Annotated in this window: 19 protein-coding genes; 9 read left to right on the top strand and 10 right to left on the bottom strand. The window is 72.2% G+C overall.

The genetic code is table 11. The features are described from left to right. Positions 1 to 13: 13 nt before the first annotated feature. From ISP_RS36050 to ISP_RS36040, 3 genes are read right to left on the bottom strand one after another with little or no spacing between them, the layout of a single operon-like run. Complete coding sequence (locus tag ISP_RS36050) at positions 14 to 211, bottom strand: ferredoxin (protein ID WP_013228784.1); 198 nt, start codon at positions 209 to 211, stop codon at positions 14 to 16. Between the two features lie 4 nt (positions 212 to 215). Beyond that, complete coding sequence (locus ISP_RS36045) at positions 216 to 1,430, bottom strand: cytochrome P450 (RefSeq protein ID WP_013228783.1); 1,215 nt, start codon at positions 1,428 to 1,430, stop codon at positions 216 to 218. Further along, positions 1,427 to 1,936, bottom strand: coding sequence for a PadR family transcriptional regulator (locus ISP_RS36040; RefSeq protein WP_013228782.1), 510 nt, complete (start codon positions 1,934 to 1,936; stop codon positions 1,427 to 1,429). The genes ISP_RS36045 and ISP_RS36040 overlap by 4 nt, the downstream gene beginning before the upstream one ends. A 176-nt stretch (positions 1,937 to 2,112) precedes the next feature. On the opposite strand from ISP_RS36040, the gene ISP_RS36035 reads away from it, so the two are divergent. The 3 genes from ISP_RS36035 (at position 2,113) to ISP_RS36025 (ending at position 4,066) form a co-directional block, all read left to right on the top strand. After that, positions 2,113 to 3,303: a cytochrome P450 gene (locus ISP_RS36035; RefSeq protein WP_013228781.1), complete on the top strand. Its 1,191-nt coding sequence runs from the start codon at positions 2,113 to 2,115 to the stop codon at positions 3,301 to 3,303. A 3-nt stretch (positions 3,304 to 3,306) separates the two neighbouring features. Beyond that, positions 3,307 to 3,522 (top strand): ferredoxin, encoded by a 216-nt coding sequence (locus ISP_RS36030; RefSeq protein ID WP_014467553.1) that lies wholly within the window; start codon positions 3,307 to 3,309, stop codon positions 3,520 to 3,522. Positions 3,523 to 3,625: 103 nt separating this feature from the next. Then, the gene (locus ISP_RS36025) at positions 3,626 to 4,066 is read left to right on the top strand and encodes a hypothetical protein (protein WP_013228780.1); all 441 of its coding nucleotides are present in this window, start codon (positions 3,626 to 3,628) and stop codon (positions 4,064 to 4,066) included. Positions 4,067 to 4,090: 24 nt separating this feature from the next. On the opposite strand, the gene mtnA is transcribed toward ISP_RS36025, so the two are convergent. Next, on the bottom strand, positions 4,091 to 5,080 hold the full coding sequence (gene mtnA, locus ISP_RS36020; RefSeq protein ID WP_013228779.1) for an S-methyl-5-thioribose-1-phosphate isomerase: 990 nt from the start codon (positions 5,078 to 5,080) through the stop codon (positions 4,091 to 4,093). Between the two features lie 481 nt (positions 5,081 to 5,561). After that, positions 5,562 to 6,356: a PIG-L family deacetylase gene (locus tag ISP_RS36015; protein WP_013228778.1), complete on the bottom strand. Its 795-nt coding sequence runs from the start codon at positions 6,354 to 6,356 to the stop codon at positions 5,562 to 5,564. A gap of 75 nt (positions 6,357 to 6,431) precedes the next feature. Here ISP_RS36015 and ISP_RS36010 point away from each other — a divergent pair, with 75 nt between their 5' ends. Beyond that, positions 6,432 to 6,995 (top strand): DinB family protein, encoded by a 564-nt coding sequence (locus ISP_RS36010; RefSeq protein WP_014467551.1) that lies wholly within the window; start codon positions 6,432 to 6,434, stop codon positions 6,993 to 6,995. On the opposite strand, the gene ISP_RS36005 is transcribed toward ISP_RS36010, so the two are convergent. Further along, complete coding sequence (locus ISP_RS36005) at positions 6,886 to 7,677, bottom strand: Fpg/Nei family DNA glycosylase (protein ID WP_034283913.1); 792 nt, start codon at positions 7,675 to 7,677, stop codon at positions 6,886 to 6,888. The genes ISP_RS36010 and ISP_RS36005 overlap by 110 nt on opposite strands. 15 nt (positions 7,678 to 7,692) lie before the next feature. Then, positions 7,693 to 8,847 carry an MFS transporter gene (locus ISP_RS36000; RefSeq protein WP_013228776.1) on the bottom strand — a complete coding sequence of 385 codons (1,155 nt, stop codon included), beginning with the start codon at positions 8,845 to 8,847 and terminating at the stop codon, positions 7,693 to 7,695. 47 nt (positions 8,848 to 8,894) lie between these two features. On the opposite strand from ISP_RS36000, the gene pdxR reads away from it, so the two are divergent. After that, positions 8,895 to 10,298, top strand: a complete 1,404-nt coding sequence (gene pdxR, locus ISP_RS35995) for a MocR-like pyridoxine biosynthesis transcription factor PdxR (RefSeq protein WP_034283916.1) — start codon at positions 8,895 to 8,897, stop codon at positions 10,296 to 10,298. 7 nt (positions 10,299 to 10,305) lie between these two features. Here pdxR and ISP_RS35990 read toward each other — a convergent pair whose 3' ends face one another. After that, entirely contained in the window at positions 10,306 to 10,932 is a 627-nt protein-coding gene (locus tag ISP_RS35990) for a VOC family protein (RefSeq protein ID WP_013228774.1), read from the bottom strand. 249 nt (positions 10,933 to 11,181) lie between these two features. On the opposite strand from ISP_RS35990, the gene ISP_RS35985 reads away from it, so the two are divergent. Beyond that, a complete protein-coding gene (locus tag ISP_RS35985) occupies positions 11,182 to 11,880 on the top strand; it encodes a GNAT family N-acetyltransferase (RefSeq protein ID WP_013228773.1) in 699 nt (232 codons plus the stop codon). Further along, positions 11,880 to 12,101: a translation initiation factor IF-1 gene (gene infA, locus ISP_RS35980; protein ID WP_013228772.1), complete on the top strand. Its 222-nt coding sequence runs from the start codon at positions 11,880 to 11,882 to the stop codon at positions 12,099 to 12,101. The genes ISP_RS35985 and infA overlap by 1 nt, the downstream gene beginning before the upstream one ends. 128 nt (positions 12,102 to 12,229) lie before the next feature. Here the strand turns inward: infA and ISP_RS35975 are convergent, their stop codons facing one another. Then, positions 12,230 to 12,691: a hypothetical protein gene (locus tag ISP_RS35975; protein WP_013228771.1), complete on the bottom strand. Its 462-nt coding sequence runs from the start codon at positions 12,689 to 12,691 to the stop codon at positions 12,230 to 12,232. 54 nt (positions 12,692 to 12,745) lie between these two features. Further along, positions 12,746 to 13,000, bottom strand: coding sequence for an rRNA methyltransferase (locus ISP_RS48175; protein WP_013228770.1), 255 nt, complete (start codon positions 12,998 to 13,000; stop codon positions 12,746 to 12,748). 114 nt (positions 13,001 to 13,114) lie between these two features. Between ISP_RS48175 and ISP_RS35965 the strand changes: the two genes are divergently transcribed. Together ISP_RS35965 and ISP_RS35960 are read left to right on the top strand one after the other, a co-directional pair. Further along, entirely contained in the window at positions 13,115 to 13,438 is a 324-nt protein-coding gene (locus tag ISP_RS35965; RefSeq protein WP_013228769.1) for a YciI family protein, read from the top strand. Then, on the top strand, positions 13,435 to 14,658 hold the full coding sequence (locus tag ISP_RS35960; protein ID WP_013228768.1) for an RNA polymerase sigma factor: 1,224 nt from the start codon (positions 13,435 to 13,437) through the stop codon (positions 14,656 to 14,658). The genes ISP_RS35965 and ISP_RS35960 overlap by 4 nt, the downstream gene beginning before the upstream one ends. The last annotated feature ends 81 nt before the right edge of the window (positions 14,659 to 14,739 follow it).

Genomic DNA, 14,739 nt, shown 5'->3' with positions numbered 1-14,739 from the left:
GGCGCGACGGACCCTAGGCGCCGGAGAGGCGGATCGCGGCGGCCGGGCAGGTCAGTTCCGCCTGCCGGACCGCCTCTTCGGCGCCGGCGGGCGGCTCCTCGGCGAGGAGGACGACCGTGCCGTCGTCCTCGTTCTGGTCGAACGCCTCCGGGGCCAGCAGCACGCACTGGCCGGACGAGACGCAGCTTCCCGTGTCGACGGTGATCTTCATCGGTTCACCACTCCACGGGCACGCGCTCGACACCGCCGGCCACGCGGTTGGTGCGCACCGGGATCTCGTCGAGCCCGACGGCGAGCCGCAGGCCCGGGAAGCGGCGGAACAGCTTCGGGAACACCGTGCGCAGCTCGGTGCGGGCGAGGTTGGCGCCGATGCAGACGTGGGCGCCGGTGCCGAAGGCGAGGTGCACGTTCGGCGTCCGGTCCGGGTCGAACCCGTCCGGGTCGGCGAACACCGACGCGTCCCGGTTGGCCGCGTCGCTGGAGATCAGCACGGCGTCGCCGCGCATGATCCGCGTCCCGGCGATCTCGACGTCTTCGTGCGCGTACCGCAGCAGGCCGGTGCCGCTGGTCGCGGTCAGCCGCAGGATCTCCTCGACGGTCTGGTTCACCTGGCCGTCGGGGTCGGCGGCGAAGCGGTCGCGGCGGGCGGTGTCGCTGAGCAGGAACAGCGTGCCCATCGCGATCCGCGTCGACGTCGTCTCGTGGCCGGCGAACAGCAGCCCGGCGCCCATCCGGGCGAGGTCGTCGTCGGTGAAGGTGGGGTCATCGGCCTGGACCGCGACCATGTCGGAGATGACGTCGGGCTGCGGGTCCGCGCGCTTGGCGTCGGCCAGCTTCGTCATGTACGCCATGAACTCCGCCATCGCCGCCTGGGCGTCTTCGCCGCCGTTCATCACCGCGATCCGCTCGGACAGCCCGCGGAAGTGCTCCCGGTCGGCGTAGGGCACGCCGAGCAGTTCGCAGATCACCAGCACCGGCAACGGGAACGCGAGGAAGTCGGTCAGATCGACCGGCTCGCCGGGGTGCGCGTCGCGCGCGGCCTGGAGGTCGTCGAGGCAGCGGTCGGTCAGTTCCGCGATGCGGTCGCCGAGGGCGCGCATCCGGGGCGCGGAGAAGGCGGGCGCCAGCATCCGGCGCATCCGCTTGTGGTCGCGCTCCTCGGTGTCGAAGTCCCCGTTCGGGCCGTTCTGCAGGGCGGCGTGGGAGATCCGCGACGCCTGTTCCGGCGCCGGGTGCGACCGGCCGAAGCGGCGGTCGCGGAAGACCTCCTTGGCCGCCTCGTAGGACGTCACCAGCCAGGCCGGGTCGCCGGCCGGGGTGAGCACCCGGCTCACCGGCGCCTGCCGGCGGAGGACGTCGTAGTCCGGGGCGATCGCGAGCGCGTTCGCGCGGGTGAAGGGGAGGCGGGGGGTCTCTTCGGTGGTGGTCATGCGTCTTCCCTCGGATCGGTGGTGAGGCCGGCGAGCCAGCGGAGTTCGGCGGCGAACTTCCCGAGCACGTGCTCCAGCGCGGCCCGGCTCCACGGATCGGCCTGCCCGGCGGCGAGCCGGGTGAGCCGCGCTTGCTCGGCGGTCAGCGCGTTCTTGCGGGTCTCGAGCACCCGCAAGCGTTCCGGTGGCCGCAGCCAGGCGAAGTTCCCGACGCGGGCCAGGAACTCGGGCTCGTTGAGCGCCAGGTCGGGCGGGAAGTCCGCGAGCATGTCGTGCAGCAGTTCCCGTCCGACTTCGGTGATCGTGTAGACGTGCCGCGGCGGTTTGGCTGCCTGCTCCTCCGCGCTGCGGCTCACCGCGCCCGCGTCGACGAAGCGCCGCAGGGTCGGGTAGAGCGAGTTGTTCGACAGGGTGTGGCCGGTCGACGCCTCCACGGCCTTGCGCAGTTCGTAGCCGTGCATCGGCTCGACGGCCAGCTTCGACAGCAAGAGGATTTCGATCCACACCTAGGTCACCGTAACCTAGGAGTTGGTGACCGGGCAATGCCTTGCGGTGACAAGTGGACGGAAACTTTCCGTTGCGATGATGACCTTGAGTGAGCAAGGTGCCGCTCGACGTGAGCATGATCGATGTGTAGCGTTGTAAGCGGATGCTTACAAATCTTGGAGCACGGGGGTTCCGCATGACTGCCACCCACACCGAACCGCTCTCGTACCCCTTCAACGTGGACGCCGGGCTCGACCTCGACGAGGCTTACGCGGCCGCCCGCGAAGCCGAGGGCATGATCCGGGTGAAGATGAGTTACGGCGAGCCGGCGTGGCTGGCCACGCGCTACGCCGACGCGCGGCTGGTGCTGGGCGACCGCCGGTTCTCGCGGGCGATGGAGAAGGAAAAGGACGCGCCCCGCCTCACGCCCCTGGTCCGCGACGGCGGCATCCTGCAGATGGACCCGCCGGACCACACGCGGCTGCGGACACTCGTGGCGAAGGCGTTCACCACGCGGCGCGTCGAACTGCTCCGGCCGCGCGTCGCGACCCTCGCCGCGGAACTGATCGCGGACATGAAGGCGGCCGGCCCGCCCGCCGACCTCGTCGACGGCTACGCGCTGCCCATCCCGGTCGCGGTGATCTGCGAGCTGCTCGGCGTCCCGGCCGTCGACCGGCCGAAGTTCCGCGTCTGGAGCGACCGGGCGCTGTCCACCAGCGGGCTGACGCTCGAGGAGTTCGAGCGCAACCGCGAAGAACTGCGTGACTACATGCGTGACCTGATCGCCGAGCACCGCGTGCGGCCCCAGGACGACCTGATGACGGCGCTGATCGAAGCCCGCGACGTCCGCGACCGGCTGACCGAGCTGGAACTGGTCGACCTGTGCGTCGGCATCCTCATCGCCGGGCACGAGACCACCGCCAGCCAGATCCCGAACTTCGTCTACGCGCTGCTGGACCAGCACGAGCAGTGGGAACGGCTGTGCGCCGACCCGGACCTGATCCCGGCGGCCGTCGAGGAACTGATGCGGTTCGTGCCGCTGGGCGCCGGCGCCGCGTTCGCGCGCTACGCCACCGAAGACGTCCAGGTCGGCGACGTGCTGGTGCGAGCGGGCGAGCCGGTGCTGGTCGCCATCGGCGCGGCCAACCGCGACGGGCTGCAGTTCGACGGCGCGGACAAGCTGCGCTTCGACCGCTCCGAAAACCACCACCTGGGCTTCGGCCACGGCGTCCACCACTGCCTGGGCGCGCCCCTGGCCCGGCTGGAGCTGCAGGAGGCGCTGCGCGCGTTGGTCACCGAAATGCCGGGGCTGCACCTCGCCGGCGATATCGTGTGGAAGACGCAGATGATCGTCCGCGGACCGCGGTCGATGCCGATCGGATGGTGATGCATGAGCTGGCACGTGGAAGTCGATGAACACACCTGTATCGGGTCGGGGATGTGTGCGGCCCTGATGCCGGAGGTGTTCACCCTCGACGGCCCGGTGGCGCACCCGGTGACCTCGTCGGTCGACGCCGACGAGACCGTGCTCGACGTGGCGGACTCCTGCCCGGCCATGGCGATCACGGTGACCGACGGCGGCCGCGAGATCGGCCCGCGGCCGTAACGAACTGGTCCGTTCAGGTGGCGTCCCGAGGGAGACCCAACCGGGCGCCGGGGACCGGCGTGAGGGCACCGTCCTTGTGTGAGAACGACGGAGGGTGCACTTCATGCGGAAAATTCTGTCCTCGGTGCTGGCTGTGCTGAGCCTCGTGCTGACGGTGGGCGTGGTGTCGGCGGCGCCGGCGAGCGCGGCGGTTTCGTGCTCGGGAACGATCACCTACGACCACACGATCGACGGCATCGGTGAGTTGACGATCTACTACAACTCCACGAACGGCGGCACGAACAGCGCCTGCTTCTACCACCGGGGTGCGGCCTACGGCGTGGCCGCGCCGACGTACGTCCGGATGTATCGCTGCGTCGAGGCCAGCGGCGAAGGCCAGCCGTGCACGATCGACGTTGCGTCCAGCGAGGATTTGGGCAACTACGCCTACTACGCGGGGCCCCGGGGCGTCACCGGCACGGCCCACCGCTGCGTGGCGGCGGTCGGCTACATCACCTGGGGCGGCACTACCCACGTGACCGGCAGCGGGCGGCAGGGCTGCTGAGGCCTGTCCGGCCTGCTCGGTGGTCTAGCCGGCCTGGCCGGCCTCTCGGCCGGGGTAATACCGGCCGTGCTCGGTGACCACGGCCGTGACGAGTTCGAACGGGGTGACGTCGAAGGCGGGGTTGAAGACCTGCGCGTCCGGCGGCGTGATCGGCACCCCGGCGTATCCGGTGAGCTCGCGGGCGTCGCGTTCCTCGATGGCGATGCCCGTGCCGTCCGCGAGTTTGCTGTCCACTGTGGACGAAGGCGCGACCACGACGAACGGGATCCCGTGGTACCGGGCGGCGATGGCGAGGCCGTAGGTGCCGATCTTGTTGGCGACATCGCCGTTCGCGGCGATCCGGTCGGCGCCGACGAGCACGCAGTCGACCATCCCGCGAGCCATGGCGGCCGCGGCGGCTCCGTCGGGCTGCACGCGGTAGGGGACGCCCTCCTGGGCGAGCTCCCACGCTGTCAGCCGGGCGCCCTGCAGCAGCGGGCGCGTCTCGTCGACGAGGACTTCTCCGACGAGCCCGCGTTCGTGCAGGTGCGAGACGACACCGAGGGCGCTGCCCCAGCCGACGGTGGCCAGGCGCCCGGCGTTGCAGTGGCTGAGCAGCCGAAGGGGGCGTCGCGGGCATTCGGCGAGCACGATCTCGGCGGCGTGCTTCGAGGCGGTCTTGTTCAGTCGTTCGTCCTCGTCGAGGACGGCCAGCGCCTCGGCGAGGACGGCGTCTTTGCCTTGGCCGAGCTTCCCGAGCGCGCGCTCGACACCCCAGGCGAGGTTGACGGCGGTGGGCCGCGCGTGCGCGATGAGTTCGGCATCTTTCCGGACATCGCTGTTCAGCTGGGCGGACAGGGCAACACCGAGCGCCCCGGCGCCCCCGAGCGCGGGCGCACCCCGGACGGCGAGCCGTTTGACGGCGTCGACGAGCTCCCCGACGGTCCTCAGCTCGAGGAGCCGGTACTCGCCGGGCAGCGCGGTCTGGTCGATGACGACGATGGCGCCGTCGGCCCAGTCGATGGTCCTGCGCACGAGCCCTCCCGGGGGTCTTCCGCTTGCCCGGCCGGTGAAGACGGGGCGGTGACCATTGAACGCCAGAACCCGCCCGGCCTGCACCCGGCACCGGGCTACGCGGGCCGGCTGGCGGAGCTCGACGTGACGGCCGCCCTCACTTGACCCGAGAAGCCCGCCCAGCCACGCGAGATGCGCGCCCAATCACGCGAGTCACGCCTCCGATCATCTGAGTTCGGCGTACCTGGGCGGACGACTCGCGTACCTGGGCGGACGACTCGCGTACCTAGGCGGACGACTCGCGTATCTGGAGGGTCGGTTGGCGTGCTCGGGCCGGATCTCGCGTGATTGGGGGGCGATCTCGCGTGATTGGCGGGGCATCATTCGTGATTGGCGGGGCAACACAGGCCGGCCGATCACTCGCGCCGGCTGATATCTCCCCTCCCGGCCCCCGGCCCCCGGCCCCCGGCCCCCGGCCCCCGGCCCCCGGCCCCCGGGTGGGTCAGAGGCCGGCCATCAGGTCTGTTTCGGTGATTCCCGGGCCCTCTCCCCAGCGGATGAACCACTCCGTGCCGAAGGCGAAGGTGAACGCCTCGTCCGGCATCGCCAGCATGAACATGTCCTCGCTGATCTGGCTCGGGTGCGCGCGCATCGCCGCGCGCTTGACCGCCGCGTACTTCGACACGTCGACCGCCGCCGTGATCTCCGCCTCCGGCTTGCCGAACTCCACGTTCTCCGGTGGCTTCGGCGCCGCCTCGGGGGGCATCAGACCCTGCTCCACCGCCGCTTCGAAGCCGCGCTGCATGAACTCGCGGTTGAACGTCGCCTGGAACACGCGGGCGGTGCCGGCCAGCTCGGCCGCGCGGAGGCCGACGCGGTGGACCTGGATGTGGTCCGGGTGGCCGTAGTCGCCGTTGTCGTCGTACACCGTCAGGACGTCGGCCGATTCCTCGCGCAGGATCGCCGCGAGCTGCTCGGCCGCCTTTTCGACGTCGGCGCGCCAGAAGCACGCCGGGTCGTCGTTCGTCGGCTCGCCCATCATCCCCGAGTCGCGGTAGCCGAGGAATTCGACGCGTTCGACGCCGAGGATCGCCGCCGCCGCGTGCGACTCCTGGACGCGCCGGTCCTCCAGCTTCTCGCCCTCGGCGAGGAATCCGTCGGGTACCTCGCCGACCTCGCCCTTGGTGGCGACGACGAGCACGACCCGGTGCCCGTCTTCGACGGCTTTGCGCATGACGCCCGCGGTGCGGAGGCACTCGTCGTCCGGGTGGGCGTGGAAGGTGACCAGTGTTGCCATGTCTGCGACGTTACCGGCAACCCCCGACAAAAACCGCCCGCCAGGATGCGCTCCCGCCCGCCAGGGTCCGCGACCGTGAGCGAGAAGAACACGTTGCCGGCGTTCCTGCGGGCCCAGCGCGCCGGCGTCCTGGCGATCCTCGACGGCCTCGGCGAGGAAGCCCTGACGACCGCGGTCCTCCCGTCCGGCTGGACCCCGCTGGGCGTGGTGGAACACCTCGGGGACGCGGAATGGCACTGGTCCCAGGAGATCGTCACCGGCACCGCGGGTCCGCCGACCGGCGAACACGCGCCGCGGACCCCGGCGGCCGCCTTCGCCTACTACCGCGAACAGTGCCGCCGGTCCGACGAAATCTTCGCCGCGACGCCGCTGTCCGCGACGCCGCGAGGGCGGCATCCCGACCCGCTCGGCGACGAAATCACCGATCTGCGCGGAGTCGTGCTGCACCTCATCGAGGAGACGGCGCGGCACATCGGCCACCTGGACGTGTGCGGGAGCTGCTCGACGGCCCCACCGGGCTGGGCCCGCGCTAGGACTGCTCCTTCGAACACCACCAGGTCGACCGGCCGCCGACCGTGCCGTGGCTCATCTCCGCGCCGCAGCGCGGGCAGTGCTCGCCCGCCCGCCGGTGGCCGATGATCTCGCCGGTGTGCACGCCGCCGTGGCGGATCGCCGCGCGCAACGCCTTCCGCAGCGCCTTGTGCAAGTGACCGAGGTCGTCGGAGCTCATTTCGTGCACCGGCCGCGCCGGGGAGAGTGCCGCCTGCCAGAGGGTTTCGTCGGCCAGCAGGTTCCCGATCCCCGCCACCACCGACTGGTCCAGCAGCCGCGCCTTCAGCGGCGCCCGGCCGCGGCCGACGCGCTCGGCGAAGTCACGGCGCGAGATCTCCCCGGCGTCCGGGCCGAGCGCGTCGAGATCCGGGTCGAGCCGCACCCGGCTGAGCCGCCGCGTGTCGAACAGGCGCAGCTGTTCGCCATCGGCGAAAGTGATGCCGAAGCGGAACCACTCGGGTTTCTCGTCCCGGTCGCGGATCCGGCCGGGCGGTCCGCTCTCGCCGGCGAACCGCAGCTGCCCGGCCATCCCGAGGTGCAGGCCGAGGTTCGGGCCGGGCCGCCCGTCGCCGCCTTCCGTTTCGCACCACAGTGTCTTGCCCCGCCGGTGCGCTTCGGTGAGCCGGCCGCCCCGCAACGCGGTGGCGATGTCCCCGGGTGCGTGGGGGCGGCAGACCCAGTCGTCGTGGTCGTCGACCGAGCGGATCTTCCGGCCGAGCGCACCGGCGAGGACCTGCCGGGCGAGTTCCACTTCGGGAAGTTCAGGCACGCGGACCAGTTTGCGTCAGGGACGCCGGTCGCGCCGCGCCAGCAGCAACGCCGGCAGGATCGCCACGGCGGTGAGGGCGAACGTCGCCGGGTACCCGGCCGAGCTGATCACCAGCCCGGCGCCCAGCGCGCCGGCCGCCATGCCGAGGTCGTAGGCCGCGTTCCAGATCGCGCTCACCGCGCTCTCGCCGCCGGCGGGCACCCGGGCGTACATCAGCGACAGCGTCGCGTTCTGCAGCGCGCCGAACCCGGCGCCGAACACGAACGCCCCGCCGATCACCGCGGTGGGGGTGCCGGTGAAGGCGAGGCCCGCCATGCCGGCCGCGGCCAGCAGCAGCCCCGGCACCAGCAGCCAGGCCGGCCTGTGGCGGTCGCCGATCCGCCCGGCGACCCAGCGCGCCGCGGTGGCCGCCGCGGGCTGGGCGAGCAACGCGCTCGCGGCGACCCAGGCCGGCTGGTCCGCGGCGGCCAGCGGGAGGAACGTGACCAGGACGCCGACCGCGGCGGCCGACACCGCGAAGAGCGTGGCGGGCCGGGTCAGCACCGGGTTGCGCAGGCCGGCCAGGACGCCTTCTTCCTTCGCGGAGGAGGCGGAGAGGGAGTGCCGCGGCAGGCCGGGCACCGACAGCAGGGCGAGCAGGGTCGCCACGGTCGTCACCACGAACACCGGCGCGTAGCCCCAGTGCGCCGCCGCCCACACCCCGGCCGGCAACGCGAGCAGGCTGGGGATCCCGCCGACGATCCCGACGAGCGCGAGGCCCTCGCCGCGCCGGTCCGCCGGGATCAGCAGGGCGGTGACGGCCCCGCCGGCCACCACGGCGATGGCGTACCCGATCCCGCGCACCACGCTGACCGCGATGATCACGCGGATGTCGTCGCTGAAGGTCAGGACGAGTGTCGGCACCCCGAGCAGGACCAGCCCGGCGGCCAGGGCCCACCGGTAGCCGACGCGGGCGACGAGCCGCGGCGTCACCAGTTCGGCGGCCACGGTGGCCAGCAGCAACGCGACCGTCGCGAACCCCGCGCCGGCTTCCGAGCCGGCCTGTTTCGCGAACAGCGGCACCACCGACAACGGCAGGAAGAAGCCGATCGCCGAGCCGACGATCGAGACGAAGCGCACCAGCAGGGCGCGGGACACCAGCCGGGGACGGAGCTGCAGGTCGAGGGTCATGCCGAGAACGCTAGAAGCGAACCGGGTCACCGGTAAGGTCCAGTTCCATGCCTGTGGAGTGGGCCGGTTCGGGCCCGGAGCTGCTCTTCACGATCGACCGCGAGAGCGGGGACGGGCTCCGCGCGCAGCTGGAGCGGCAACTGCGTGACGCGATCTGCGGCGGCCGCCTGGCGGGAGGGGAGCGGCTGCCGTCGTCCCGCGAACTCGCCCGCGCCCTCGGCCTGTCCCGCGGCCTGGTCCAGGACTGCTACGCCCAGTTGCAGGCCGAGGGCTACCTGACCAGCCGCCCCGGATCGGCCACGCGCGTGGCGGCGGTCGCCCGCCGGGCCGCGCCACCCCCGCCGAGCCCGCGGACGCCGCCGCGGCCCGCGATCGCCGACTTCCGCCACGGCGTGCCCGACCTCCGCCTGGCGCCTCGCGAAGACTGGGCGTGGGCGGTCCGCGAGGTCTGCCGCACCGCGCCGAACACCGCGTTCGACTACGGCGACCCGATCGGCGAGCGGCAGCTGCGGGAGGTGCTCGCGGCGTACCTGCGCCGGGTGCGGGCGGTCGCGGCCTCGGCCGAGCAGGTCGTCGTCTGCACCGGGATGGCGCAGGCGCTCGGCCTGGTGCTGCGGGTGCTCGCGGCCGACGGCGGCACCTTGGCCTTCGAGGACCCCGGCGCCGTCCGGTCGACGACGAGCCAGGCGGCCGCCGCCGGCCTGGCCGTGGTGCCCGTCCCGGTCGACGAAGACGGCCTGGACGTCGAGGCGCTCGACCGCAGCGGCGCGCGGGCCGTGCTGGTGACCCCGGCGCACCAGTGGCCGACCGGCGTGGTGCTCGCCGGGCACCGCCGTCAGGAACTGCTCGCGTGGGCGCGACGGCGCGACGGCCTCGTCATCGAAGACGACTACGACGCGGAATTCCGCTACGACCGCGACCCGGTCGGCTCGCTGCAGGGCCTCGACCCCGGCCACGTCGTCTCGCTCGGCACGGTCAGCAAGTCGCTCGCGCCGGCCCTGCGCCTGGGCTGGCTGGTCGCCCCCGAACGGCTCGTCCCGGCGCTGGCGCGCGACAAGCTGGTCACCGACCGCGGGAGCCCCGGCCTCGACCAGCTGGCGCTGGCGCTGCTCATCGAATCCGGGCGCTACGACCGGCACCTGCGCCGCGCCCGCGCGGAGTACGCCGCCCGGCGCCGGACGCTCGTCGACGCGCTGGCCGTCCACGCGCCCGGCCTGCGCGTCACCGGGCTCGCCGCCGGGTTCCACGCCGTCCTGCACCTACCGCCCGGGGCCGACGAACAGCGGGTGATCGACCGGGCCCGGCAGCGGGGTGTCGGGCTCTACGGCCTGGCCGGGCTGCACGCGACGCCCGGGCCGTGGCCGCCGCGGCTGATCCTGGGGTTCGGCGACACCCCGGACCACGCGATCGGCCCCGGCATCGCCGCCGTAGCCGACCTGTTGCGCGGCTGAGCAGTGCTCAGGAGAGGCTCGCCGAAGCGGTGGTCTCCCAGGCGAACCCGTCCGGGTCGGTGAACGCCGCGGCCGCGCCGCCGACGGCGATCCGGTGCGAGCCGCTGCCCTCGGGGGCGACGCCGGCGTCCTTCGCGAGCGCCTTGCGGCGGTAGAGCGCGAGCTTGACGGGGCTATCGCCCGCGTCGAACTCGACGTACATCTTGCCGAAGCTCTTCCCGACGGTCAGGCCGTGGCCGACGTAGAACTTCTTGCTGGCGGCCACATCGCCGGCGCCCAGCAGGAGCACGACGGAGTCGATCTTGCGGGTGGCCGGGCCGGTGTTCTTCTTGGCGGAGGTCGCGACCTTCCAGATCGCCCCGTCCGGCGCCCGGACGGTGCCGCCGTAGCCCCACATGGACTTGGTGGCGGGCTTGATCGTCGTGGCCCCGGCCTTCAGGGCGGTCTCGATCAGGGAGTCGACGTCGGCGGGCTGCGGCACGGTGACGGAGAGGGTGTACCCGCGGAAGCCGTCGCTCGGCGCGTCCGAGACCCGGAACCGCAGCTGGGTGGTGAGCCCGAAGGCATCGGCGTAGAAGCGCTCGGCGGCGGCGGTGTCGGCAACTTCGAGGGTGATGGTTTCGATGTTCGTCATGCCGGTAACGCTAGGTCCGGGCCGCTGACCGGCGCTTCTCGATTCCTGACCGGTCTGCGCGGCCGGCTCCGGAAAAGGAGTGGGCGGGACGCTCGCGGGGCTGATAGCTTGCCCTCGACCGTGACCCGGCCCGAGGAGGTGAGACCCGTGAACGTTGTACGCAGTGGGTGCTCCCCCTCGTCGTCACGGGCGGGCGGCTGACGCAGGTGTCGCCGGGAGCGCTTCGACCGTCTCCCGAAAGGCGACACCATGGATTATCTGCACCAACGGCCGGACGTCGCCGGCCGCGGGGAAGCGTTCCGGCGACCGGACGGACGCCTCTTCCTCAGCATCGACACGTGGGACCAGGCGGACTTCGCGCTGCTCGCGGCCGACATGCTGCCGAAACTGCCGAGGCCGCTGTACACAGTGGTCGACGAAGCCGACACCGAGCTCCGGTCCTGCTGGGAATCGGCCGGTTTCACCCCGCGACGCCGTGAGTGGGAGTACGTCGTCCCCACGGCACCGGGCACGGTTCCCGATGTCCCGGGGGTGACGATCGGGCCGCCGTCCGACGAGCCGGCCCTGCGCTCGCTCGACGACGCGATCCGCGCCGAAGTCTCGGCGACGGTGGGCTGGCCGGAGATGCCGGCCGAGATCCTTCCCCGTCCGGATGTTCTGGACCTCACGAAGTACACGGTGGCCGCGGCCGAGGACGGTTACGTGGGCCTGCTCAGGCTGGCGGCGGTGCCGCGGCAGCCGCGGATCGGCCTGCTCGCGGTCCGCGCGAACCGGCAGCGGGCCGGGATCGGCCGCGCGTTGCTGACCCACGTGCTGGATGTGTTGCACCGCAAGGGAGTCCAGGCGGCCACGGCCGAAGTGAGCGAAGCGAACCCGGCGGCCGTCGCGTTGGTCGAGGGCGCCGGAGCCCGCCGGGTGGGCGGCAACGTCGAGCTGGTGCTGCGCTGATGGCGAACACGGCTGGCATCGAAGTCGAGGGCACGGTCGTCGAGTGCCTGCGGAACGCGACGTTCCGGGTGGAGCTGGAAAACGGGCACAAGGTCCTCGCGCACATCAGCGGGAAGATCCGGAAGAACTACATCAAGATCCTCCCGTTCGACCGGGTCCTGGTGGAGCTGAGCCCGTACGACCTGAACCGGGGACGGATCCTGTTCCGCTACCGGACGTAGTGCGTGGCCGCCGTCGCCGGGTCTCCAGGCCTGGCGACGGCGTTCCCGGCGGAGGTTTCTCGAGGCGTGGAGACGAACCCGGCCATCACCCCGCGCTGGGGCCGCGGCTGGGCCTCGCCGGTGAAGGGTCAGTATTCGTTCTTGATGACGAAGTAGGAGCCGCGGATGGTGCCGGCCAGCTTCGACTTCTGGCGGGCGAACTTGAACGACGACAGTTCTTCGGGGATCTCCATGCCGTCGGAGAGCTTGAACCCGACCGCCCGCTTCCCGCCGTCGTCCACGGTGTACAGGACGTTGATCGACAGGCCGTTCTCGTAGAACACGTACGTCCACCGGATGTTCTCGACCTGGAACGCGGTCGCCTCGAGCGGGCGCGAGCCGATGACGATGCCGCGCTCCTCCTCGAGGATGCGGTGCACCCAGTCGATGGTGGGCTGGACGTCGCCGGCGGGCTCGACCGTGAAGACGTGGTCGTACTTGTTCTTGAAGTACCGCGCCTCGTTGGCCCGCAACCCGGCGAGCGCGTCCGCAACCGGCGACGACTCCAGGCCGGCCGTCGATACGGTCTCGAAGTCCACGGTGTGGGGCATGGCGATCCTCCGCGTCGGTGTCCGGGTCGGACTCAGCCTAGGCCGTTGTGGCGGTTACGGCCTCCGGACGCGCAGGACGCCGGTCAGCAGCGGGAGGACGAACTCGTCGCGCACGTCCGCGAGGTGCGCGACGGCCAGGTCGAACCAGCGCAGCGCGTTCCCGGCCCCCAGGTCCAGCACCCGCGGACCGGATGCCGCCTCGAGGGCCCACCGCACCGCGGCCGGCGAGTAGTCCGGGCGGTGCTCGGCGTAGTCGGCCGCCGCCGTGCCGAAGGACGCAGCGTGCCGCCGTCGCGCGTCGTGTTCCACGAGGCACCGTAACCCTCGAAAATAATCCGGGCGAGGTTGTCGGATCGGGCCGGCGGCGTTCGTAGCGGAGATGAAGCCACCCACGAGGGGTGGCCGCCCAGAGAGGATTTCCGGATGCAGTACCTGGTTTCCGTGATCGACGACAAGAGCAACCCCGGCAGCACGGACCGGCAGCCCGCCATCAGCGAGTTCAACGACCGGCTGATCGCCGAGGGCTACTGGGTCTTCGCGGGCGGCCTCGCGGACACCGACGCGGCCACCGTCGTCGACCACCGGGGCGAGCAGGCGGTGATCAGCGACGGGCCGTTCGTGGAGTCGAAGGAGTACCTCGCCGGCTTCTGGGTGTGGGACGTCCCCGACCTCGACGTGGCGCTCAAGCTCGCCGCCGAGGCGTCGAAGGTCTGCGACCGGAAGATCGAGGTGCGACCGTTCCGGTGAGCGACGTCGAGCAGGCGGTGACCCGGGTGCACCGCGCGGAGTGGGCCCGGGTGGTGGCCGCGCTGACCAGGCGGTTCGGCGACCTCGACCTCGCCGAGGAGGCCGCCGCCGAAGCGTTCGCGATCGCCGTCGAGCGGTGGCCGGCCGACGGCGTTCCCCCGAACCCCGGTGCCTGGCTGACCACCACCGCGAACCGCAAGGCCATCGACCGGATCCGGCGCGAGAACAAGCGCGACGACAAGCACCAGGAGGCCCGGATGGTGTACGACGACACCCCGTCCGAGCCGTCCGGCGCCATCGACGACGACCGGCTGCGGCTGATCTTCACGTGCTGTCACCCGGCGCTGGCGACCCAGGCCCGGGTGGCGCTGACGCTGCGCATGGTCGGCGGCCTGACCGTGCCCGAAATCGCCCGCGCCTTCTTGGTGCGGGAGTCCGCTTTGGAGCAGCGGATCACCCGCGCGAAGGCCAAGATCAAGGCCGCTCGCATCCCCTACCGCGTGCCGTCCGCCGAGGACCTCCCGGCCCGCGTGTCGGGGGTGCTCACCGTCCTTTTCCTCGTCTTCAACGAGGGCTACCTGGCGACCGGCCCCGGCACCGACCCGATCCGGCAGGAATTGACCGCCGAGGCGATCCGGCTCACCCGCCTGATCCACGCTCTCCTCCCGGACGACGGCGAGGTGACCGGGCTGCTGGCGCTGATGCTGCTCATCGAGGCCCGCCGCGCGGCCCGGGTTTCGGCGGGCGAGCTGGTCGCGCTCGGCGAGCAGGACCGCGGAACTTGGGACGCGGCGCTGATCGCCGAGGGGCACCGCCTGGTGCGCGAGCGCCTCGCCGCCGGGGTGGCGCCGGGCCGCTACCAGATCCTCGCGGCGATCAACGCCGTGCACACGTCCGCCCGCGACATCCGCGACACGGACTGGTCACAGGTCGTCGCGCTCTACGACCAGCTGGTCCGCGTCGACGCGTCGCCGGTCGTGGCGCTCAACCGGGCGATCGCGGTGGCGGAGCTCGACGGCCCGGAGGTGGCACTGGCGGCCGTCGACCGGCTCGAGGAGCAGCTGGCCGGCTACCACGCCTACCACGCGACCCGCGCCGACCTGCTCAGGCGGCTGGCCCGCAGCGCGGAGGCCCGCGCGGCGTACGGCAAAGCCATCGAGCTGGCGGGCAACACCGCCGAGATCGCGAACTTGACGCGCCGGCGGAATCAGCTGGGGTAGCCGGGAACCGGGCGCACCGCACCCCGACCCGATCCGGGGCCGAGCCGTGTCGTGGTCGTGATCACCGCACCGGAGGCTGTA

Origin of the sequence: Amycolatopsis mediterranei, from assembly GCF_026017845.1 — a bacterium.
Taxonomy (GTDB): domain Bacteria; phylum Actinomycetota; class Actinomycetes; order Mycobacteriales; family Pseudonocardiaceae; genus Amycolatopsis; species Amycolatopsis mediterranei.
Note: the sequence above shows the minus strand (reverse complement) of the source record. Positions and strands in the feature narration are given on the sequence as shown.